21 protein-coding genes are annotated in these 20,472 nt (G+C 70.0%); 12 read left to right on the top strand and 9 right to left on the bottom strand.

Annotated features, from left to right (window positions below; all coding sequences use genetic code 11):
* Positions 1-124 precede the first annotated feature (124 nt).
* The 5 genes from G3580_RS17565 (at position 125) to G3580_RS17545 (ending at position 3,817) form a co-directional block, all read left to right on the top strand.
* Complete coding sequence (locus G3580_RS17565) at positions 125-571, top strand: PACE efflux transporter (RefSeq protein WP_228720707.1); 447 nt, start codon at positions 125-127, stop codon at positions 569-571.
* Positions 568-1,584 (top strand): UDP-N-acetylmuramate dehydrogenase, encoded by a 1,017-nt coding sequence (murB, locus tag G3580_RS17560; RefSeq protein ID WP_173767697.1) that lies wholly within the window; start codon positions 568-570, stop codon positions 1,582-1,584. Before G3580_RS17565 ends, murB begins: the two co-directional genes overlap by 4 nt.
* A gap of 61 nt (positions 1,585-1,645) precedes the next feature.
* Positions 1,646-2,221, top strand: a complete 576-nt coding sequence (locus tag G3580_RS17555) for a hypothetical protein (protein WP_173767695.1) — start codon at positions 1,646-1,648, stop codon at positions 2,219-2,221.
* A gap of 286 nt (positions 2,222-2,507) precedes the next feature.
* Positions 2,508-3,023, top strand: a complete 516-nt coding sequence (locus G3580_RS17550; RefSeq protein ID WP_173767693.1) for a hypothetical protein — start codon at positions 2,508-2,510, stop codon at positions 3,021-3,023.
* Positions 3,024-3,142: 119 nt separating this feature from the next.
* Positions 3,143-3,817, top strand: coding sequence for an HD-GYP domain-containing protein (locus tag G3580_RS17545; RefSeq protein ID WP_173767691.1), 675 nt, complete (start codon positions 3,143-3,145; stop codon positions 3,815-3,817).
* Positions 3,818-3,838: 21 nt separating this feature from the next.
* Here G3580_RS17545 and G3580_RS17540 read toward each other — a convergent pair whose 3' ends face one another.
* The 6 genes from G3580_RS17540 to G3580_RS17515 all read right to left on the bottom strand — a co-directional run bounded on the left by G3580_RS17540 (position 3,839) and on the right by G3580_RS17515 (position 10,171).
* Positions 3,839-4,441, bottom strand: a complete 603-nt coding sequence (locus tag G3580_RS17540; RefSeq protein WP_173767689.1) for a response regulator — start codon at positions 4,439-4,441, stop codon at positions 3,839-3,841.
* Positions 4,442-4,562: 121 nt separating this feature from the next.
* The gene (locus G3580_RS17535) at positions 4,563-6,320 is read right to left on the bottom strand and encodes an ABC transporter ATP-binding protein/permease (protein WP_173767687.1); all 1,758 of its coding nucleotides are present in this window, start codon (positions 6,318-6,320) and stop codon (positions 4,563-4,565) included.
* Complete coding sequence (locus tag G3580_RS17530; RefSeq protein ID WP_173767685.1) at positions 6,317-6,658, bottom strand: hypothetical protein; 342 nt, start codon at positions 6,656-6,658, stop codon at positions 6,317-6,319. The genes G3580_RS17535 and G3580_RS17530 overlap by 4 nt, the downstream gene beginning before the upstream one ends.
* 5 nt (positions 6,659-6,663) lie before the next feature.
* Positions 6,664-8,127 carry a DegQ family serine endoprotease gene (locus G3580_RS17525; RefSeq protein WP_173767683.1) on the bottom strand — a complete coding sequence of 488 codons (1,464 nt, stop codon included), beginning with the start codon at positions 8,125-8,127 and terminating at the stop codon, positions 6,664-6,666.
* A 77-nt stretch (positions 8,128-8,204) separates the two neighbouring features.
* A complete protein-coding gene (locus G3580_RS17520; protein WP_173767681.1) occupies positions 8,205-9,512 on the bottom strand; it encodes an ATP-binding protein in 1,308 nt (435 codons plus the stop codon).
* Entirely contained in the window at positions 9,509-10,171 is a 663-nt protein-coding gene (locus tag G3580_RS17515; RefSeq protein ID WP_173767679.1) for a response regulator, read from the bottom strand. The genes G3580_RS17520 and G3580_RS17515 overlap by 4 nt, the downstream gene beginning before the upstream one ends.
* Before the next feature lie 299 nt (positions 10,172-10,470).
* On the opposite strand from G3580_RS17515, the gene G3580_RS17510 reads away from it, so the two are divergent.
* From G3580_RS17510 to G3580_RS17480, 7 genes are all read left to right on the top strand, one after another.
* On the top strand, positions 10,471-11,076 hold the full coding sequence (locus tag G3580_RS17510; protein ID WP_173767677.1) for a QcrA and Rieske domain-containing protein: 606 nt from the start codon (positions 10,471-10,473) through the stop codon (positions 11,074-11,076).
* Positions 11,077-11,134: 58 nt separating this feature from the next.
* Positions 11,135-12,856 (top strand): methanol/ethanol family PQQ-dependent dehydrogenase, encoded by a 1,722-nt coding sequence (locus G3580_RS17505; RefSeq protein WP_173767675.1) that lies wholly within the window; start codon positions 11,135-11,137, stop codon positions 12,854-12,856.
* A gap of 93 nt (positions 12,857-12,949) precedes the next feature.
* The gene (locus G3580_RS17500) at positions 12,950-13,798 is read left to right on the top strand and encodes a transporter (RefSeq protein WP_173767673.1); all 849 of its coding nucleotides are present in this window, start codon (positions 12,950-12,952) and stop codon (positions 13,796-13,798) included.
* A 60-nt stretch (positions 13,799-13,858) separates the two neighbouring features.
* Positions 13,859-14,326: a DUF1097 domain-containing protein gene (locus tag G3580_RS17495; RefSeq protein WP_173767672.1), complete on the top strand. Its 468-nt coding sequence runs from the start codon at positions 13,859-13,861 to the stop codon at positions 14,324-14,326.
* Positions 14,327-14,401: 75 nt separating this feature from the next.
* A complete protein-coding gene (gene aldA / locus G3580_RS17490) occupies positions 14,402-15,841 on the top strand; it encodes an aldehyde dehydrogenase (RefSeq protein WP_173767670.1) in 1,440 nt (479 codons plus the stop codon).
* 197 nt (positions 15,842-16,038) lie between these two features.
* Positions 16,039-17,913: a sigma-54-dependent Fis family transcriptional regulator gene (locus tag G3580_RS17485; protein ID WP_173767668.1), complete on the top strand. Its 1,875-nt coding sequence runs from the start codon at positions 16,039-16,041 to the stop codon at positions 17,911-17,913.
* Positions 17,914-18,025: 112 nt separating this feature from the next.
* Positions 18,026-18,445, top strand: a complete 420-nt coding sequence (locus G3580_RS17480; RefSeq protein WP_173767666.1) for a hypothetical protein — start codon at positions 18,026-18,028, stop codon at positions 18,443-18,445.
* Here G3580_RS17480 and arsB read toward each other — a convergent pair.
* From arsB to G3580_RS17465, 3 genes are read right to left on the bottom strand one after another with little or no spacing between them, the layout of a single operon-like run.
* Positions 18,405-19,478, bottom strand: coding sequence for an ACR3 family arsenite efflux transporter (gene arsB, locus G3580_RS17475; RefSeq protein WP_173767664.1), 1,074 nt, complete (start codon positions 19,476-19,478; stop codon positions 18,405-18,407). The genes G3580_RS17480 and arsB overlap by 41 nt on opposite strands.
* Positions 19,478-19,897, bottom strand: a complete 420-nt coding sequence (locus tag G3580_RS17470) for an arsenate reductase ArsC (protein WP_173767662.1) — start codon at positions 19,895-19,897, stop codon at positions 19,478-19,480. The genes arsB and G3580_RS17470 overlap by 1 nt, the downstream gene beginning before the upstream one ends.
* Entirely contained in the window at positions 19,894-20,253 is a 360-nt protein-coding gene (locus tag G3580_RS17465) for an ArsR/SmtB family transcription factor (protein ID WP_173767660.1), read from the bottom strand. The genes G3580_RS17470 and G3580_RS17465 overlap by 4 nt, the downstream gene beginning before the upstream one ends.
* Positions 20,254-20,472: the final 219 nt, after the last annotated feature.

Genomic DNA, 20,472 nt, shown 5'->3' with positions numbered 1-20,472 from the left:
TGCCGGCTGACAAGGTGCGGTGCACAAGCGCGTTGGCGCATCCACGGGGGCGCATGCGCCCGGCGGGTTTGCATCCGGGCCCGGGCATGACTATCGTGCCGGTTCCCAACCTGTCGTCCGCATCGTGAGCTCACCTCCGCTTCGCACGCTTCCGGATCGTATCCGCCAGATCGCCCTGTTCGAGGTCGGCGGCCTGGTGCTGATCACGCCGCCGTTCGCCTGGCTCAGTGGCGTGCCCATGGGGCATTCCTTCGGCATGCTGGCGCTCATCGCCCTGATCGCGGCGGTGTGGAACGGCTCCTACAACACCGCCTTCGACTGGATCGAGGGGCGCCTGACCGGGCGCACCGCCGATCGTCGCCCGTGGGCCTTGCGGGCGCTGCACGCGCTCGGCTTCGAAGGCGGCCTGCTGGCCATGACCCTGCCGATTGTCATGATCTGGACCGGCATGGACTGGGTGAGCGCCCTGGTGGCCGATCTGGCGCTCGCGGTGGCCTACGTGGTGTACGCTTTCCTCTTCAATCTCGCCTACGACCGGCGCTATCCCATCGCCCGCCAAGACCGCCCATGAGCCCGATTCAGTCCGACATTGTGCTGGACGCCTTCAACACCTTCGGCCTGCCGGCCGTCGCCGCGCGTTACCAGCGCATCGACGACGTGGACGCGCTCGTCGAGGCCGCCCGTGATGGCCGGCTCGGCGGGCCGCGTCTGGTGCTCGGCGGCGGTAGCAACGTCATTCTGCCCGCCCGGGTGGACCGCCTCGTGCTGCATGTGGCGTTGCGCGGGCGCGAGGTGCTCGACGATACCGGCGACGGCGTGTGCGTGGCGGCCGCGGCGGGCGAGTCCTGGCACGACTTCGTGCGCTGGACGCTCGATCAGGGCCTGGGCGGGCTCGAGAACCTGTCGCTCATCCCCGGCACCGTCGGTGCGGCGCCGGTGCAGAACATCGGCGCCTATGGCCTGGAACTGGCCGAGCGCTTCGATCATCTCGAGGCGGTGGACCTGGACCGCGGCACGCGGGTGCGGCTCGACGCGGCGGCCTGCCGCTTCGGCTACCGCGACAGCGTGTTCAAGCACCCGGCGGGCGCGCAGCTGCTCATCACCCGCGTCGTGTTGCGGCTGCCCCGCCCGTGGGCGCCGGTGCTCGGCTACGCCGACCTGGCACGGCGGCTCGCGGCGCAGGGCATCGCGGCACCCACGCCGGTGCAGGTCTCCGACGCGGTGATCGCCATCCGCCGCGAAAAGCTGCCCGACCCGGCGCAACTGGGCAACGCCGGGAGTTTCTTCAAGAACCCGGTCGTCGACGCGGCGACCGCGGCACGCCTGCTCGCCGGGCACCCGGGGGCGCCCCACTATGCGCAGGCCGACGGCCGGGTCAAGCTCGCCGCCGGCTGGCTCATCGACCAGTGCGGCTGGAAGGGCCGCGCCCTCGGTCCGGTTGCCTGTCATGACCGCCAGGCCCTGGTGCTGGTCAACCGGGGCGGGGCGAGCGGGGCCGATGTGGCGCGCGTCGCCGCGGCGATTGCGGCCGACGTGCACGCGCGCTTCGGTATTGCGCTCGAGCCCGAACCGGTGTTCATTTGACTTTCAAGTTTGCCGCTGTGGCGACGAAGACAACGCAAGAGCCCAAATGCACGAGGAACCCATGAGCGACCAAGAGCGCGAAGCGCGGCGCGGCACCCGCGCCCACAACCCGGATCTGGACTGGAGCCAGGTCCGCGAAACCGTCCTGATGCTCGAGCTGGCTGCCGGCCAGATCGAGGCGGCCATGCGCGATGGCGACAATTCGGTGGAGACGCTCACCGACGCGTTTACATCGCTGGCCGGCTACGTGCGCGGCATGAGCAGCGAACTCGAAGCCTTGCCCGACGAGGGCGAGATCGCGCGCATCAAGGGCGACCTCACGGCGCAGACCACGCAGCTGAGCGCCATGGTCCAGCAGTCGATCATCGCCTTCCAGTTCTACGACAAGCTGGCCCAGCGGCTGGCGCACGTGTGCCACAGCCTCAGTGCCCTGTCCGGTCTCGTGGTGGATCAGTCACGGCTGTACAACCCCTTCGAATGGGTGGCGCTGCAGGAAAAGATCCGCGCCCGCTACTCCACGCGCGAGGAGGCCGAGATGTTCGAGGCGGTCATGAACGGCATGCCGGTCAAGGAGGCGCTGGCCCAGTACGTCGCCGGTCAGCACGACAAGGGCGACGAGGACATCGAACTGTTCTGAGCTGACGCTGCGTCGTCCCGTTCCACCCGCCGAGACGGCCGCGCAAGCGGCCGTTTTTCTTTGTCCGCCCGTCCCGCACCCCGATGCCCCGACGCGCCGCTCGTCGGGCGAGGCGACGTCGCGCCCAAATCAATTTACCAGAGTCAATAAAAATGATATAAAAAATAAAAGTGGCAATTTGGTGATGGTGACGACGCATGAACTTCTCGATAAAGCGGACTGGTGCCGCGCCGTGCGATGGTGGGGCAACGGTGTGGCGACGCCCGGATGGCCCGGGGCGGCAGCGATGAACGCCCGCACCAAGCTCGCGCTCGACGCGCCCGACGGCGTGGCGCGCGTCGCCCATGGCGGTGACGCGGGATGCGATCTGGAAGCGCTCGTCTGCGACAGCGTGTCGATGGTGTCGGCGCAGCCGGCCGATCACGTGTTCGTGATCGAACCGCCGAGCCGGCCGGTGACGGTGGTCGGCAATGGCGACACCCTGCGCCCGCTGATCGCGGCCGCGCTGGGCGCGCTGGTGGGGCTCGAGCCGGGGGGGGCGACGATCCATCTGTGGACGGTGGTGCGCCCGATCGGTGCGCGCGACTGGGGGGCGATCCGGATGCGCCAGTCCCGGGCCGACGGTGGCTGGACCTGGGAGCTGGCCCATTCGGTCGTCGCCGAGGTCTTCGCGTCGATCGAGGCCGCTGGGGCCAAGGTCGAGCTGGCGGTGGACGCGGGCGGCGCCGTCGCGCTGACGGTCTGGCTGCCGCTGATGGCCGGCACCACGCCCGACGCGTCCGACCGGGGACGCCGATCATGAGGGTCGTCGTCGCCTCACCGCTGGCTGAGGCAGAGCCGCTCGCGAACGGGACCGTGCCAGGGCGCTGGAGCGATGGGCAGGGGCCTTGGGCTGCCCAGCGCGCGGCCGGTCGCGCGCCGATGGCGCCGGACGAAGAGGCGCTACGTCACCGCCTGGCGCGTGACGAAGCGTTCCGTGCGCTCGCGGCCGCCCATCACGAAACCCTGTTCCGGCTGGCGCTCATGGTCGAGGCCCGGGCGGGCGGTGATCCGGCCCGGATCCTGCGTATCGCGGCCATGTCGGCATTGATCGCCGAGGCCCTCGGATGGTCGGAAGCGCAGTGCGAGACCCTCTCGCGGGCCGCACCGCTGGCGGATATCGGTCTGTGCATGGTGTCCCGCGATCCGCTCGGCGCCGGCGAGCGGGACCATCCGCGCCATGGCGCGCGCCTGCTCGGCGGCACCGACGTGCCGGTGTTGCAGATGGCGGCCACGATCGCCCTGTCGCACCATGAACGCTGGGATGGTCAGGGCTATCCCAGTCGTCTGGCACGCCACGCCATCGCCCCCGAGGCCCGTATCGTCGCCGTGGCGCTGGGCTTCGATGCCCTGACGCTGGGGCCGGCCGCCACGCGCCTGGCCGACGGCGAGGCCGTGGCCGCGGTGGCGGCGGAGGCGGGCCGACAGTTCGATCCGGAGGTCGTCGCGGCGCTGCAGGCGCACGCGATCCGCCTGTGCGGCGCGCGCGACTATGTGAACGCCCAGGATGTGCTCGAGGGCTTCGACTGGCCGGCCTTGTGGTGGAAGGTGTTCTGATCCGGGCCGTGCCCGGCGTGTTCAGAGCCCGCTGTGTTCGCGGCGCAACTGGGCGACCTTGGCCTGCACATAGCCGCGCAGTTCCTTGAAGGGCACGGGTTTGCCATAGCGGGTCACGTCGGCGGGCAGGCCGCCCTGGTCGGCGATGTCGTCGTCGGACAGCCCCGAGACCACGACGATGTCGGTGCCGGCGGTGAGGCGGTTGTCGCGGATCCGGCGGATCATCTCGAAGCCGTTGAGGCCCGGCATGTTCAGGTCGGTGATCAGCAGATCGGGCGGATGGCGTCCGATCTCGAGCAGCGCATCGAAACCGCTGGTGACCATCTGCACCTCGAGGGGCAGATCCCAGCCCCCGAGGGTGTGCTCATACAGCTTCTGCAGGATGCGATCGTCTTCGGCCACGAGGACGCGCAGGGCGCGGCCGCCCTGCTGCGAGGCGATCGTGCCGGTGCGCGCGCGCTGGTGGTAGCTGTCGACGGAGGACTCGTCGATGCGACGGTGGCCGCCCGCGGTCTTCCACGCCTGCAGTTCGCCCCGCTCGACCATCTGCTGCACCGTCCCGAGGGACAGGCCCAGCCGCCGCGCCGCCTCGCGTGTGCTGATGTACTTCGGTTCCGACGCCATCGTCCGCACCCCAAACAAAAGTGACAATTGTCGCTAATGTGTGAAGCGTAGCAGTTTTTTGGAATGTCGATCTCATGCAATTTTTCATGACAGGGTGTTGCCGCGCCGTCGGAGGCTGCCCCTATGAGGCGGCGATCGGCATGGCCAGGGCGTCTTCGGCGTGTACGGCGGGCGCCGCCGGGGTGGGCACGGCGTCGGCGTCGAGCCCCAGTTCGCGGGTGTGGAAGCGGCGCAGGCTGCTGCGGTGGGCAACGCTGACGACGGTGGTGTCGGGCAACCGGTCGATGAGGCGCGTGTAGAGCACCGCCTCGGTGGCTTCATCCAGTGCCGAGGTGGCCTCGTCGAGAAACACCCAGCGCGGCCGCTGCAGCAGCACGCGGGCAAAGGCCAGGCGCTGCTGTTCGCCGGGGGACAGCTCCTGGCCCCAGTCACGCACCGCGTCGAGCCGCATCGCCAGGGCCGGCAGACGTACCGCCGCCAGGGTGTCGCGCAGCTCGGCCTCGGACACATCCGGGGCGCCGAGCACCTCGCGCAGGGTGCCGGCGGGCAGATAGGGGCGCTGGGGCAGGAACAGCATCTCGGCACGGGGCGGCAGCGTCACTTCGCCCTCGGCATGGGGCCACAGCCGGGCCAGCGCGCGCAGCAGGGTGCTCTTGCCGGCGCCCGAGGGGCCGCTGACCAGCACCCGCTCGCCCGGCGCGATGCGCACGTCGGCCAGATGTGTGAGCGGGGTGCCGTCGGGCCGCGCGGTGTCGAGGCGGTGGATGTGCACCGCGGGCGCACCGGCCGCGGCGTTCAGCGCCGGGGTGGCGGCGGCGCGCCGGGTGGTGGCCAGGGCGGTGTCGAAGCCGGCGAGCCGGTCGATGGTGGCGAACCATTCGGCCAGCTGGGTGTAGGCATCGACGAACCAGCTCATGGCGCCCTGGACCTGGCCGAAGGCCTGCGCGGTCTGCATGAGGCCACCGAGCTCCATGCTGCCGGCGAAATAGCGTGGCGCAGCGGCGAGGAAGGGAAACACCACCGCCAGCTGACCGTAGCCGGACGAGAACCAGGTGAGGCGCTTGATGCGCCGGATCAGCCGCATCCAGTTGTCCACCAGCAGGCCGAAGGCGCCGCCGAGGCGGTCGCGTTCGTGCGCTTCGCCGCGGCCCAGGGCAATGGCTTCGCCATGCTCGCGGGCACGCACCAGGCCGAAACGGAAATCCGCCTCGCGGCGTTGCTGCTCGGCGTTGAGCGCCGTGAGCGGGCGTCCGAGCCGGTGGGTGAGCCAGGAGCCGAGCACCGAATAGACCAGCGCCGCCCACAGCATGAAGCCGGGCACCTGCAGGCCGCCGGCCACCGGCAGCGTGGTGTCGCCGGAGAGCACCCACAGGATGCCGGCGAAGGACACCAGGGTGACCACCGCGTTGAGCAGGCCAAGGCCCAGGCTCAGGGTGGATTCGACGAACAGGCGCACGTCCTCGGCGATGCGCTGGTCGGGGTTGTCCATGCCCGCGTGGCCCGACAGGCGCAGGCGGTACTGCATGCCGTCGTGGAGCCAGTCGCCGAGCAGGCGCCGGGTCAGCCAGGCGCGCCAGCGGATCTGCAGCAGCTGGTTCAGATAGAGCTGGTACACCGCCGCCACGATGTAGGCGGTCGCGAGGGCGCCGAAGATCAGCAGCTGGTGCGCGAAGGCGTGGCCGTCGCGCTTCTGCAGGCTGTTGTAGAAGCTGTTGTTCCAGGCGTTGAAGCGCACGTTGAGCCACACCATGGCCAGGGTCAGCGCGATCACGCTGACCAGCAGCACCCAGGCGCCGCGGGCCTCGCGGGTGCGCCAGAAGGGGGCGGCGAGCCGCCACGCGTGGCGCAGGCGCACGAGGCGCGCAGCGGGGCGGCTCATGCCCGGATCTCGAGGCCGGCGCGGGGGCCGTCGACGCGCTCGATGCGGGTCAGGCCGTGGGTGCGCACCAGCAGGGTGAAGCGGCCTGCGGGCAGCGGCAGCAGGCTGCAGGGGCCGTCGGCGCGCAGCCGCAGCAGGGGGCGGCCGCGGCCGTCGAGCAGTTTCACGTCCATGCTCTGCTGCTCCGGCTGGTCCGCGGTGTCGTCGTCAATGGAAAGGGCGGGGCGCCCCTCGGGGGCCTCGCCCGTGACCGCCGCCAGCGCGTCGCCGCCCAGCGCGAACGCAATGGCGGCGGCGTGCAGGAAGGCGCGAAGCGCTGGGTCGAGCCGCTTCGCCATGGCGCTCAGCCCAGGTCGATGGGCACGAAGATGCGGGCATCGTCGCGCTGCACCAGCAGGGCGATGTGATGCTCGGACTTGCCGATGAGGTGGCGCAACTCCTTCACGCTGTGGATGGGATGGCCATTGACCGCCAGCAGCACATCGCCCGGGCGGATGCCGGCCCGTTCCGCGGCACCGGTCACGGCGCCCACCAGCAGGCCGTTGTCCACATGGGCTTGGGCGCGTTCCTGGTCGGTGAGCGGCCGGGTCACCACACCGAGTCGGCCCTGGTCGGCCGAGCCGTCGTCGGCGCTGGCCACCTGGTCCTTGCTGTTGAGCTCGCCGATGGTGATGTCCACGTTCTTGGTGTCGCCCTTGCGCCAGATCTTCAGCGTGGCGTTGCTGCCCGGCTTCATCCGTGCCACTTCGGGCGGCAGTTCGCCCGAGTCGGTCACCGGCTTGCCGTTGAGCGCGAGGATCACGTCACCGGCCTCCAGGCCCGCCTTCGAGGCCGGGCTGTCGGGTTCCACCTGGGTGACCAGGGCGCCGGCGGGCTTGTCGAGGCCGAAGGATTCGGCCAGCGCCTGGTTCACGTCCTGGATGCCCACGCCGATGCGCCCGCGCGTGACCTTGCCGTTGGCCAGCAGCTGGTCCTTGACGCGCACCGCCACGTCGATCGGGATCGCGAAGGAGATGCCCTGGTAGCCGCCCGAGCGCGAATAGATCTGCGAGTTGATGCCGACGACCTCGCCCTTGAGGTTGAGCAGCGGGCCGCCCGAGTTGCCCGGGTTGATGGCCACGTCGGTCTGGATGAAGGGCACATAGCCCTCGTTGGGCAGCGAGCGCGACTTGGCCGAGACGATGCCGGCGGTGACGCTGTTCTCGAAGCCGAAGGGCGCGCCGATGGCCAGCACCCATTCACCTTCGTGGGTCTGGTCCGGGTTGCCCAGCGCGACCGTGGGCAGGTTGTGGGCGTCGATCTTGAGCACGGCCACGTCGGTGAGCTTGTCCACGCCCAGCACCTTGGCCTTGAACTCGCGCTTGTCGGTGAGCTTCACGGTCACCGTGTCGGCCTCGTCCACCACATGGGCGTTGGTGAGGATGATGCCGTCGGAGCTGACGATGAAGCCCGAGCCCAGCCCATGGATCACACGCTCGGCCTGGGGCATCTGCGCCTGCGGGCCGAAGCGGCGGAAGAACTGGGAGAACGGGTCGCTCGGGTCCATGGGGCCGAAGGGGGTCATCACGGCGCCGGACTGCTTCACCGTGCCTTCGATGCTCACGTTGACCACCGCCGGGCCGTAGCGGCTGACGATGGACTGGAAGTCGGGCAGCGTCATGGTGGGGACGGGGGTGGCCGCCGCGGCCACCGGGGCGGTGGCGGCATGCACTTCGCCGATGCCGTGGCGGGCGGCGACATAGCCGCTTCCCGCGGCTACGGCCATCGCCAGCACGACGGCCGAACGCTTGAAAGCCTTGTGGGTCATGTCGGTCTCCTTGCCTGAACAGGCGAGCGATGTGCTCGCGATGGACTCACTGTAGGCAAGGTCGACTTAAGACAAACTTAAGGCCCGGTCTGGATGCGAAACCCCACCCGCACGCGCAAGCCGCCGGCTTCCGACGCGTCCAGCGTCAGCACCGCGTCGTGGCGTTCGGCGATGCGCTTGACGATCGCCAGCCCCAGGCCGCTGCCGGGGGTGTCGGTGCCGGCGCGGCGGTAGAAGCGGTCGAGCACGCGCTCGCGTTCGCCCGGCGGAATGCCCGGGCCGGAGTCGGCCACCGTGAGCCAGGCGCGCCCGCCCTCATGGGCCACGGCCACGTCCACCCGGCCGCCGTCGGGGGTGTAGCGGATGGCGTTGTCCACCAGATTGGCCAGCAGGGTGCGCAGCGCCGCCGCGTCTGCGGCCACCGTGGCCTCGGCCAGTTCGGCGGCGCCCAGGTCGATGTGGCGGGCCTCGGCCAGCGGCGCATGGGCGGGCAGCTCGCTGCGCACCAGGGCGGCCAGATCCACCGGTTCGTGGCGGCTGGCGCCGTCGGCGTCGGGCTCGGCGCGGGCAAGGGTGAGCAACTGGTTCACCAGGTGGATGCTGCGCATCAGCCCGGCGCGCAGATCGGCCAGGGCCTGTTCGCGCTCGGCCGCGTCGCGGGCCCGTTCGGTCAGCTGCAGTTGCAGCTGCAGGGCGGTGAGCGGGGTGCGCAGTTCGTGCGCGGCGTCGGCCACGAAGGCGCGCTGGCTGGCCAGGGTGGCCTCCAGGCGGCCGAGCAGGCCGTTGAGCGCATCGACCAGCGGGCGCGCCTCGGCCGGCACGCCGGCGGCGTCGAGCGGGCCCAGCGCCTCGGGGCGTTGCGCGCGCACGCCGCGGGCGAGCTGTTCGAGCGGGCGCAGGCCGCGCCCCACCAGATACCAGATCAGCAGGCCCAGCAGCGGCAGGGCCACCAGCAGCGGGGTGAGGGTGCGCAGCGCCGCGTTGGCGGCCAGGCGGCTGCGCACCCGCATGGGCTGGGCGATCTGGATCACCCGGTCGCCCAGCGACATGGCGAAGGCGCGCCACTGGCCGTCGCTGGTGTCGATGGTGGTGTAGCCGAAGCGCGCCAGATCGGGCAGCACGCTGTGCGGGTGCGACAGGTACAGGCGCAGGCCGTGGCCGTCCCAGATCTGGATGACGAAGTCGAGGGCCGCATCCGGCGCGCTCACCGCCGGCTGGCCGAAGCGCTGGTCGCGCAGCGACAGGGCGAACTGGCGCAGGTTGTAGTCCATCACCGTGTCGATCTCGTCGTGCGCGGTGCGGTAGGTGGCATAGCCGCCGATGCCGAGCACCACCACGATGGCCGACAGCAGCGACACCAGCAGGGTGCGGCGGATCGAGTTCATGGCGCCTCCGGCACGTAGTAGCCCACCCCGCGCAGGTTGCGGATCCAGCCGGCGCCCAGCTTGCGGCGCAGGGCGTGGATGTGCACCTCCACCGCGTTGCTCTCCACTTCCTCGTCCCAGCCGTACAGGCGTTCTTCGAGCTGGGCGCGCGACAGCGGCTTGCCGTCGGCCTCCACCAGCGCCTCGAGCAGGGCGAACTCGCGCGCCGACACCTTCACCGGCGTCTCGTCGAGGCTGACGGTGTGGGCCGCCGGGTCCAGGCTCAGCGCGCCCCGGCGCAGCACCGGCGCGGCCTGGCCCTGGCTGCGGCGGGTCAGCGCGCGGATGCGTGCGCCCAGCTCGTCCAGGTCGAAGGGCTTGACCAGGTAGTCGTCGGCGCCGGCGTCGAGCCCGCGCACCCGGTCGCTGACCGCGTCCCGCGCGGTGAGTACCAGCACCGGCAGGGCGCTGCCGGTCGCGCGCAGGCCGGTGAGCACCTCGATGCCGTCGCGCCGCGGCAGGCCCAGGTCGAGCAGCATCAGCGCATAGGGCGTGTCGGCCAGCGCCAGCTCCGCGGCGACCCCGTCGCGCACCCAGTCCACCGCATGGCCCTCGTCGCGCAGGCCGCGCTGCACGCTGGTGCCGATCATGGGGTCGTCTTCGACGAGGAGGATTCTCACGGGCGCGGGGTTCCGGTCGGGGTCACCGCCCAATTCTAGCCCGGCGCGCCTCCGCTCACGCGCCAGCGCCCTGTCGCAGACCTGTGCCAGACCTGTGTCATTGGCTATGTCCTTGGGTAGGTGGCGATGCGTGCATGGCCTTTGACAGACCTGAGGTGACATTGTTGTGACTACGCCGAAAGGCTGATGGCGCCTTGGGTTCGCCGATCCGGCGCGCCATGCGCCCGACATGTTTTCCGGTTCTGGCCCGGCGTTTGCGATGGAGGGCAAAAAACGCAGGACCACACAAGGAGACATGAATGACTGATCACAGGGCAGATGCGCCGCCATGCGGCGCGTGTTGCGACGACAAGCGGCGTGCGGCGCTCAAGCTGTGCGCGGGGGCCGTCATCGGCCTGGTGGCGGCGCCGAAGGACGCGGCGCATGCCGACGAGGCGGAGGATGCCCGCCCGCAGCCCGGCGACCGCCTCGCGGTGTTCGGCGACGAGGGCGAGACCCTGCACCCGCTGGACGTGGCGGACATCAAGGCCGGCGCCAAGCCGCTGGTGGTGTACCCGCTCGACCCGGCCACCGGCACCCTGCGCGACGGCTCGCGCCTCAACCGCATCCTGCTGCTGCGCCTCGACCCGGCGTCGCTGGACGATCACACCCGGGCGCTGGCGGCCGACGGCGTGGTTGCCTATTCGGCGGTATGCACCCACCAGGGCTGCGACCTGAGCGAATACAACCCGAAGGAAGGCGTCCTCTTCTGCTTCTGTCATTTTTCCAAGTTTCGGCCGACGCGCGGCGGTGAGGTGGTCTCCGGACCGGCGCCGCGCAGCCTGCCGATCCTGCCACTGCGATCCGACAGTGGCGAACTGGTCGTCGCCGATTCGTTCTCTGCCCGGCCCGGCGCGACCGTCTAGCGCACCACCCCACCCACCCATGAGCACGATCCACCGAAAGGAATGGAGGAGACCCTCTATGCACAAGAAACTGATCCCCCTCGTGGCCGCCCTGGCCTGCATCCCCGCGATCGCCGCGGCGGCGCTGGCGCCGTACCCGGCGGTCACCGACCAGCGGCTCAAGCATCCCGAGCCCAACAACTGGCTGTCCTACCGGGGCAACTACGCCGGCTGGGGCTTCAGCCCGCTCAAGCAGATCAACGCCGCCAACGTGGGCAAGCTCACGCTCGCCTGGTCCTACGCCACCGGTATGCAGGAAGGGCATCAGGCGCCGCCCATGGTCAATGACGGCTACATGTTCGTCACCACCCCCAACAACCAGGTCATCGCCCTGGAGGCGGCCACCGGCAAGGAGCTGTGGCGCTACAAGAAGGCGCTTCCGCCCGAGCTGCAGCAACTGCACCCGACCAACCGGGGCGTGGCCCTGTACGGCGACCGCCTCTACCTGGCCACCACCGACGCCTGCCTGGTCGCGCTCGACGCCAAGACCGGCAAGGAGATCTGGACCAAGCAGGTGGCCGACTGGAAGGCCGGCTACTACATGACCCTGGCGCCGCTGGCCGCCAAGGGCAAGATCATGGTCGGCTCCTCGGGCGGCGAGTACGGCATCCGCGGCTTCGTGGCCGCCTTCGATGCCAAGACCGGTGAAGAGGCCTGGCGCACCTACACCATCCCGGCACCGGGCGAACCCGGTGGCGACACCTGGCCCGAAGGCACCTACAAGCACGGCGGCGGCTCGGTGTGGATCACCGGCACCTACGATCCGGACAGCAACATCGCCTACTGGGGCGTCGGCAACGCCGGCCCGTGGATGCCCGACACCCGCGCCGGGGACAACCTGTACGCCAACTCCACCATCGCCCTCGACGTGGATACCGGCAAGCTCAAGGGCTACCACCAGTACCACTACAACGACGCCTGGGACTGGGACGAGGTCTCCGCGCCGCTGCTGATCGACATGCCCTACAAGGGCCGTCAGGTGAAGGGGCTGGTCCATGCCGCGCGCGATGGCTACCTGTGGGTGCTCGACCGCGAGCACGGCGGCAAGATCGGCTTCGTCGCCGGCTGGCCCTATGTGGACCAGAACGCCTTCAAGAGCATCGACCCGAAGACCGGCCGGCCCACCTACGATCCGGCGCGACGCCCGGCCACCGGCAAGACGGTGCAGTTCTGCCCCTCCCTGTGGGGTGGCAAGGACTGGCCGCCCGAGGCCTACAACCCGCACACCGGGCTGCTCTACATCCCTGCCAACAACCACCTGTGCTCCGAGCTCACGGGTGAGCCGACCAAGTACCAGAAGGGCCAGCTCTACCTGGGCGTGTCGCTGCAGAACGTGCTCACCAACGTGCGCATGACCGACAAGTCGCGCAAGTCCATCGGCGAGGTGCAGGCCTGGGATCTGAAGACCGGCAAGCAGGTGTGGACCCACACCTATCCGGAGATGAACTGGGGCCCGCTGCTGACCACCGCCGGCGACCTGGTCTTCGGCGGCGGCACCAACGACCGCATGTTCCATGCCTTCGACGCGCGCACCGGCAAGCTGCTGTGGCAGTTCCCGGCCCCCTCCGGCATCACCGGCGTGCCCTCCAGCTTCGAGGTGGACGGCGAGCAGTACATCGCCGTGCAGGCCGGCTGGGGCGTCGATGCCCAGCGCATGCAGGGCGCCTTCGACGCGGTGCTCGAGCACAAGACCGTGGTCCCGCAGGGCGGCACGGTGATGGTGTTCAAGCTCGCCCACTGATCCGGTGCGTTCCCCCCACGACCGGCCCCCGGCCCGCCGCCGCGCGGGTCGGCCGGTCGGCCACACCCCACGATAACGACAAGGAAACACGCAATGAGACCGCTCTTCACACCACGCCACCTCGGCACCGCGCTGTGCGCCCTCCTGCTCGCCGGCCTCTCGGGTCTGGCCGCCGCCCAGACCACCTTCGACGTCATCGGCCCGCATGAGTACGACCTGCCGATCGACTTCAAGCCCTTCAACGTCTTCGTCCAGTACGCCTACGTGCAGCGCAACAACCGCCTGTTCGACGGCAGCGGCGACCGCGCCAAGGGCCCGGGCAGCACCGCCATCGTCGGCCTGTCCAAGTACGTGCATTTCTGGACCCCCGAGTCGAACCGCAACATCGGCCTGGCCTGGGAAGTCATCGTCCCCGAGATCAGTGTGCGCGGCCATCACCCCGCCAGCCAGAGCAGCGGCATCGGCGACCCCATGACCGGCTTCGCCATCTGGTACAAGCCCACCCCCGACGCCACCGTCGGCTTCCAGTCCTTCGTGCAGATTCCGGCCGGTGATCAGGACGTGAGCGACACCAACTGGAAGAACCTCTCCAGCCTGTTCTGGGACGTGCGCCTGACCGAGCAGTGGGGCTGGACCGCCGACGCCGGCTTCGTGTTCCAGGACGACAAGAACGACGGCACCAAGCCGGGCACGGTGTTCCACACCAACCAGCGCCTCGGCTACCGGGTCAGCCCGCTGCTCGAGCCCTTCCTCGCCCTCGACTACGAGCGCGGCAAGCGCACCTCGACGGTGGACGGCGGCCACGCCCTCGACGGCGGGCTGGGCCTGATGCTGCACACCTTCGACAACCAGTCCATCACCCTGCGCTACGCCAAGAGCATCCGCGGGGAAAACCACGCCGCCAACAACAGCTTCAACCTCAAGTACGCCTACGTCTGGTAAGCGCGCCGGCCGGGCAGGCCCGCCAGCCTGCCCGGTCGCCGTCGCCACAAGGAGATCGCCATGAAACTGCTCCACGCCCTCGCCCTGAGCATCGCCGCCCTGGTCGCGCTCTGGGTGTATCTGAGTGTCGGCAACCCCGACTTCCGCTTCAACCCCTGGATCGGCTTCGTCGCCTGGGCCGCCTACTTCGCCGCCGGCGGCGGCGCCGAGGGGGTGAGCAAATCCGTCGCCGCCGGGCTCGCCGGCATCGTCCTCACCGCCCTCACGCTGGCCGGCGTGCAGGCCCTCGGCGGCAGCCTCGGCGCCCTCATCGGCCTGGTGGCGGTGCTCGCCTTCGTGCTCGTGGCCATGGCCGACATCGGCGCCCTGGCCTACACCCCGGCCGCCTTCCTCGGCGCCGCCTGCTTCTTCGGCTCCGGCGCCAAGTTCGACCTGAGCGCCCTGTTCGTCGGCCTCACCTGGTGCCTGGGCGTGATCTTCGGCCTGGTCTCCGAACAGGTCGGCAAGCGCCTGGCCCGTACGGCCTGATTTTTCGCCCGTCCGCGTCCGGCGCGGGCGGGGCCACACCCCCGACCCAAGGGATTCAACCAGAGGAGCACCCCCATGACCCGTATCCTGGAAAACTTCATCGACGGCCGCTTCGTGAGCGGTAGCGCGCTCGAACACCGCGACGTGCGCAACCCGGCCAACGGCGCGCTGCTGGCGCAGATGCCGCTGTCCACCGCCGCCGGCGTGGAGGAGGCGCTCGCCGCCGCCCGCCGCGCCCAGCCCGCCTGGGAGGCCCTGCCGGCCATCCAGCGTGCCGGCTACCTGCGCAGGATCGCCGGCCTCATCCGCGACAACGCCGGCCCCCTGGCCGAGACCATCACCCGCGAGCAGGGCAAGGTGCTCGCGCTGGCGCAGGTGGAAGTGGCCTTCACCGCCGACTACATGGACTATATGGCCGAGTGGGCGCGCCGCATCGAGGGCGAGGTGATCCCGAGCGACCGCGTCGGCGAGAGCATCTTCCTCATGCGCCGCGCCATCGGCGTGACCGCCGGCATCCTGCCGTGGAACTTCCCCTTCTTCCTCATCGCCCGCAAGATGGCGCCGGCGCTGGTCACCGGCAACACCATCGTCGTCAAGCCCAGCGAAGAGACCCCCATCAACGCCTTCGACTTCGCCCGCCTGGTGCAGCAGGCCGAACTGCCCGCCGGGGTGTTCAACCTGGTCGGCGGCGATGGCGCCACCGCCGGGGCCAGCCTCGCCGCCTCCAGGCAGGTCAATCTGGTCAGCTTCACCGGCTCGGTGGCCACCGGCAAGCGCATCATGGCCGCCGCCGCGCCCAACCTCACCCGGGTGAACCTCGAGCTGGGCGGCAAGGCACCGGCCATCGTCACCGCCAACGCCGACCTCGACCTGGCCGCCAAGGCCATCTGCGACTCGCGGGTGATCAACACCGGGCAGGTGTGCAACTGCGCCGAGCGGGTGTACGTGGCGCGCGCCGTGGCCACCGAATTCACCGAGAAGGTCGCCGCGCGCATGGCCGAGGTGCGCTATGGCGACCCCATCGCCGACCCGTCGGTGCACATGGGCCCGCTGGTCAACCGCCAGGGGCTGGACAAGGTGGCCGGCATGGTCGAGCGCGCCCGCGCCGAAGGGGCCGAGGTGCTCATGGGCGGCAGCGTCGCGCCCACCGAGCAGGGCTTCCACTACCTGCCCACGGTGCTGTTCGACTGCCGCCACGACATGGAAGTGATGCGCGCCGAGATCTTCGGCCCGGTGCTGCCGATCCAGGTGGTCGACGGCCTCGATGAAGCCATCGCCCTGTCCAACGACTCCGACTACGGGCTCACCTCGTCGATCTTCTCGCGCGATCTGGCCGAGGTGATGCAGGCCTGCAACGGGCTCAAGTTCGGCGAGACCTACGTGAACCGCGAGCACTTCGAGGCCATGCAGGGCTTCCATGCCGGTCGGCGCCACTCGGGCATCGGCGGTGCCGACGGCAAGCACGGCCTGCTCGAGTACACCGAAACCCAGGTGGTCTACATGCAGCACGGCTGAGGACCGGCGGCGCCCCCGATTTCTCCCTCGCTCCTCCTTGGCGGCCGTGTTCGCGCGGCCGCCCTTTCTCCCCGGAGCCGACCTTGAACGGGGCGCGGATGCCAACTAACATCGACAGATCGGCCTGGTGTCCACCGCGCACAGGCCCCTCACAGAGGACACGGCCATGACCGGGGTCCCGCACAGAGGAGACACTCATGCTGGATGCGTTGATCGACGTCGCGCGTCAGGGCCACGACGTGGCCGGCCACATCCCCCGCGAGCTGCCCGGCCGCCTGGCGCTGTCGCGCCGCCGCTCCATGACCGAACATCGCCTCGACGCCGGCGACCGCGGCGAGGCCGATGTGCTCACCGATCCCGAACTGGCGCACCTGCGCGAGGAGCACGAGCGCCTGCTGCGCGTGGCCGTGCCCGGGCTCGACTGGCTGCACCGGCAACTGGGCGACCTGGGCTTCTGCCTGCTGCTCACCGATTTTTCCGGCGCCACCCTCGAGACGCGCGCGGTGGACCGGCGCGCCGGGCAGTTCGCCTCGTCCGGCCTGCGCGCCGGCGCCTGCTGGTCGGAACAGATCCAGGGCACCTGCGGCGTCGGCACCGCCATCGTCGACCAGGCGCCGGTGCTGGTGCACGGGCAGCAGCACTACCTGGTGCGCAACCACGGCATCACCTGCGCCGCCGTGCCCCTGTTCGGCCCCGAAGTGAAGCTGCTCGGCGTGCTCAACGCCACCGCCTGCGCGCAGGACGCGCAGAAGTTCGGCCAGGGGCTCGCCTACCGGCTCACCCAGCAGACCGCCGTGCGCATCGAGCAGTCCCTGTTCATGGAGCATTTCGCCGAGCACTGGATCGCCCGGGTGCGGCGCCAGACCGGGCACTGGGACGACGATCCGGACGTGCTGATCGCCTTCGACGAGAGCGGCCACGTGGTCGGTGCGAGCCGCCAGCTCAGCCAGCGCCTCGGGCGCCGCGACTGGTCCATCGAGGCCTTGCTCAACCAGTCGGTCGATGGCCTCATCGACTTCGCCCGCGCCCATCCGGGCGCGCCCATGCATCTGGCCGAGCCCTCCGGCGACGACACCCTCTCGGCCATGATCCGCGCGCCCCGTCGCGTCCGCCGCGCGGGCCCGGCGCGTGCCGCCGCGGCGCGGCGCCCGGCACCCGGCGACGGGCTGCGCCGGCTCGAGATGCTCGCCAACAGCAAGGTGCCCATCCTGCTGCTGGGCGAGACCGGCAGCGGCAAGGAGCTGACCGCCAAGGCCATCCATGCCCGCAGCCGGCGCCACGACCAGCCCTTCGTCGCCATCAACTGCGCCGCGATTCCCGAGAACCTCATCGAGAGCGAGCTGTTCGGCTACCGCGAAGGCGCCTTCACCGGCGCCCGCGCGCGCGGCTCGGTGGGCAAGATCGCCCAGGCCGACGGCGGCACCCTGTTCCTCGACGAGATCGGCGACATGCCGCTCGGGCTGCAGACGCGGCTGCTGCGGGTGCTCGCCGAGGGCGAAGTGCTCGCCCTCGGCGCGGCCACGCCGCAGGTGGTGGACATCCAGATCATCTGCGCCACCCACCGGGATCTGGAAGCCATGGTGCGCGCCGGGCAGTTCCGCGAGGACCTGTACTACCGCCTCAACGCCGCCACCCACCGCCTGCCGCCGCTGCGCGAGCGCGACGACAAACCCGCGCTGATCCGCAAGGTGCTGGCCGAGGAGTGCGCCGCCGCCGGCAAGTCGGTGGTGCTGTCCGATGCGGTGGAGGCGGCGCTGCTCGCCCATCCGTGGCCGGGCAACATCCGCGAGCTGCGCAACGTGCTGCGCTACGCCATCGCGGTGTGTCTGGCACCCGCGCTGGACTGGGCCGACCTGCCCGAGACCTTCCGCGCCACCGTGGCGGCGGAGGAGGGCGACCGCCGCCGCGTCCGCCTCGGGGGGGGCGAGACGGCGTCGGTGCCCGAGCGCGACCGCATCGTCCAGGCCCTGGAGCGCACCGGCGGGTGCGCCAGCGCCGCCAGCCGTGCGCTGGGCGTTTCGCGTTCCACGCTCTACCGCCGCCTGCGCCAGTACGGCATCCGCCTGCCTTAGGATCGGTGGCCAGGCATCCGGCTCCCGCCTTGGCCGGTGGCCGCCACGATCGGATAAAATCGACGCATGAGGGCGGTCGTGCGGATCGTCCCGAACCGCTGAAGGGAGCGTCTTGGCCTACACCATCGACTGGGGGCGTCATCGTGTCTGCGTCACCTATTCCGGCGAGTGCGACGAAGACACCGTGTTGCAGGTGGTCATCGCGCTGCAGGCCGACGTGCGTTTCGACAGTACCTACGAGGCGCTGCACGATTTTTCCGCCTGTACCCGGGTCACCACCTCGGCCGTGCATATGGAAGAGATCGCCGCGCGCAATTTCGCCGCCGTCAGGAGCAACGACAAGCTGCACATCGCCGTCATTCCCGATCGCGAAGACGTGAACACCATGCTTCGCTGTTTCGACGACATCGGCCTCAATCCCTACCCGATCGAAGTGCTCCCCACCCTCGAGGCCGCCAACGCCTGGTTCGCGGGCGCGGCGCTAGCCCGGCTCAGGCCGGCCGGCGCTCGTACCAGGGTTTGGAGGCGTTGACCACGCGCACCACCAGCAGCATCACCGGCACCTCGATGAGCACGCCGACGACCGTGGCCAGCGCCGCGCCCGACTCGAAGCCGAACAGGCTGATGGCGGCGGCGACGGCCAGCTCGAAGAAGTTCGACGCGCCGATCAGTGCCGACGGGCAGGCCACGTTGTGCTTCTCGCCCACCTTCCGGTTCAGCCAGTAGGCCAGCGCGGAATTGAAGAACACCTGGATGAGGATGGGCACCGCCAGCAGGGCGATGACCAGCGGCTGCTTGAGAATGGCCTCGCCCTGGAAGGCGAACAGCAGCACCAGGGTGAGCAGCAGCGCACCGATGGACCACGGCCCGATGCGCTCCATCGCCGCGTCGAACGCGGCCTGCCCCTTCGAAAGCAGGCGCTTGCGCCACAGCTGCGCCAGCGCCACCGGGATGACGATGTACAGCCCCACCGAGGTGAGCAGCGTGGCCCACGGCACGGTGATGGCCGAGATCCCCAGCAGGAGCCCCACCAGCGGCGCGAAGGCGAACACCATGATGGTGTCGTTGAGCGCCACCTGGGAGAGCGTGAACAGCGGGTCGCCGTTGGTGAGCCGGCTCCACACGAACACCATGGCCGTGCACGGCGCCGCGGCCAGCAGGATCAGCCCCGCGATGTAGCTGTCGAGCTGCTCGGCCGGCAGCATCGGCGCAAACAGGTGGCGGATGAACAGCCAGCCCAGGAAGGCCATGGAAAACGGCTTCACCAGCCAATTGACGAACAGGGTGACGCCGATGCCGCGCACATGCTCGCGCACTTCGTGCAGGGCGCCGAAATCCACCTTCACCAGCATGGGGATGATCATCACCCAGATGAGCAGCCCCACCGGCAGATTCACCTGCGCCACCTCCATCCGCCCGACCGCCTGGAACACCCCGGGCAGGAACTGGCCGAGCGCAATGCCGGCGATGATGCACAGGAACACCCACAGGGTCAGAAAGCGTTCGAAGATGCTCATGGGCGCGCCGGCGGCCATCTTGGCGGTGACTTCACATTGTGCGGACATCATGTCTCCTCAGGGGCGAGCGCAGCGCGCACGGCGGGCACCAGGCGCGCGCGGATCGCGTCGCGCACCTCGACGAAGCGTTCGAGCGGCTCGCCGTGCGGATCGGGGAAGGGCAGGTGGATGCGCGGCACCGGGCGCGGAAACACCGGGCAGCTCTCCTTCGCGTTGTCGCACACGGTCACCACCAGGTCGATGGGCGCGTCGATCACAGCGTCGACGTCCTTGGGATGCAGCCCCTCGGTGGGCAACCCGGCCAGGCGCAGCGCCTCGAGGGCGCCGTCCGCCACCCGGGGCTGCGGCACCGTGCCGGCCGACAGCGCCCGCACCTGGCCGGCCAGGTCGTGGTTGACGATGGCCTCGGCCATCTGGGAGCGGCACGAGTTGCCGGTGCACAGAATCAGTACGGTTTTCAGGGTCATGTTTCCGGGATGCTCTTGGTGGAGCGACGTGGGTCGGTGGTGTTGCAGGCGGTGGTCTTGGGCAGGCAGGCCTCGCCCTGGCAGCAGTTCCGGGTCATGAACGCGATCAGCTCGTCCATGGTGTCGAAGCGCGCCGAATAGCGAATGAAGCGGCTCGCGCGCGCGCCCTCGATCAAGCCCACCCGGCTCAGGTGCGCCAGATGAAACGACAGGGTCGCCGGCGCCAGCGCCAGCGCCTCGCCGATGGCGCTGGCGTTGAGCCCCTCCGGCCCGGCCTCCACCAGCAGGCGGAAGATGGACAGGCGCGACTCGTGGCCCAGCGCGGCGAGCAGTTCGGCAGCGTTCAAGGTTTCCATGTTTCGAATAATATCGAAATATAGGGCGCCAAGCCATGAAGATTTGATGACACGGGGCGTGAGCCCGGGGTGGTCCGAGAGGCGGAATGGCGTCGCCCGATGGAGCATCGGTAGCGCGCAGCGCAATGGCCCGTCGGCGCGGATTATTGCTCTGTAAAAATGGGTGTGAATGGATGTGGTATTGGGGCCCATGATCCGCTCCAATGCCGTTCCGCCCTA

This window comes from Nitrogeniibacter mangrovi (genome assembly GCF_010983895.1).
GTDB lineage: Bacteria > Pseudomonadota > Gammaproteobacteria > Burkholderiales > Rhodocyclaceae > Nitrogeniibacter > Nitrogeniibacter mangrovi.
The sequence above is the reverse complement of the archived record's forward strand: the minus strand, read 5'-3'. Positions and strand labels throughout refer to the sequence as shown.

Bases quoted from the DNA above. Each gene is read 5' to 3' on its own strand.
- murB (WP_173767697.1), top strand. From the start codon at position 568: ATGAGCCCGATTCAGTCCGACATTGTGCTGGACGCCTTCAACACCTTC.
- G3580_RS17555 (WP_173767695.1), top strand. From the start codon at position 1,646: ATGAGCGACCAAGAGCGCGAAGCGCGGCGCGGCACCCGCGCCCACAAC.
- G3580_RS17550 (WP_173767693.1), top strand. From the start codon at position 2,508: ATGAACGCCCGCACCAAGCTCGCGCTCGACGCGCCCGACGGCGTGGCG.
- G3580_RS17545 (WP_173767691.1), top strand. From the start codon at position 3,143: ATGGCGCCGGACGAAGAGGCGCTACGTCACCGCCTGGCGCGTGACGAA.
- G3580_RS17540 (WP_173767689.1), bottom strand. From the start codon at position 4,441: ATGGCGTCGGAACCGAAGTACATCAGCACACGCGAGGCGGCGCGGCGG.
- G3580_RS17535 (WP_173767687.1), bottom strand. From the start codon at position 6,320: ATGAGCCGCCCCGCTGCGCGCCTCGTGCGCCTGCGCCACGCGTGGCGG.
- G3580_RS17530 (WP_173767685.1), bottom strand. From the start codon at position 6,658: ATGGCGAAGCGGCTCGACCCAGCGCTTCGCGCCTTCCTGCACGCCGCC.
- G3580_RS17525 (WP_173767683.1), bottom strand. From the start codon at position 8,127: ATGACCCACAAGGCTTTCAAGCGTTCGGCCGTCGTGCTGGCGATGGCC.
- G3580_RS17520 (WP_173767681.1), bottom strand. From the start codon at position 9,512: ATGAACTCGATCCGCCGCACCCTGCTGGTGTCGCTGCTGTCGGCCATC.
- G3580_RS17510 (WP_173767677.1), top strand. From the start codon at position 10,471: ATGACTGATCACAGGGCAGATGCGCCGCCATGCGGCGCGTGTTGCGAC.
- G3580_RS17505 (WP_173767675.1), top strand. From the start codon at position 11,135: ATGCACAAGAAACTGATCCCCCTCGTGGCCGCCCTGGCCTGCATCCCC.
- G3580_RS17500 (WP_173767673.1), top strand. From the start codon at position 12,950: ATGAGACCGCTCTTCACACCACGCCACCTCGGCACCGCGCTGTGCGCC.
- G3580_RS17495 (WP_173767672.1), top strand. From the start codon at position 13,859: ATGAAACTGCTCCACGCCCTCGCCCTGAGCATCGCCGCCCTGGTCGCG.
- aldA (WP_173767670.1), top strand. From the start codon at position 14,402: ATGACCCGTATCCTGGAAAACTTCATCGACGGCCGCTTCGTGAGCGGT.
- G3580_RS17485 (WP_173767668.1), top strand. From the start codon at position 16,039: ATGCTGGATGCGTTGATCGACGTCGCGCGTCAGGGCCACGACGTGGCC.
- arsB (WP_173767664.1), bottom strand. From the start codon at position 19,478: ATGTCCGCACAATGTGAAGTCACCGCCAAGATGGCCGCCGGCGCGCCC.
- G3580_RS17470 (WP_173767662.1), bottom strand. From the start codon at position 19,897: ATGACCCTGAAAACCGTACTGATTCTGTGCACCGGCAACTCGTGCCGC.
- G3580_RS17465 (WP_173767660.1), bottom strand. From the start codon at position 20,253: ATGGAAACCTTGAACGCTGCCGAACTGCTCGCCGCGCTGGGCCACGAG.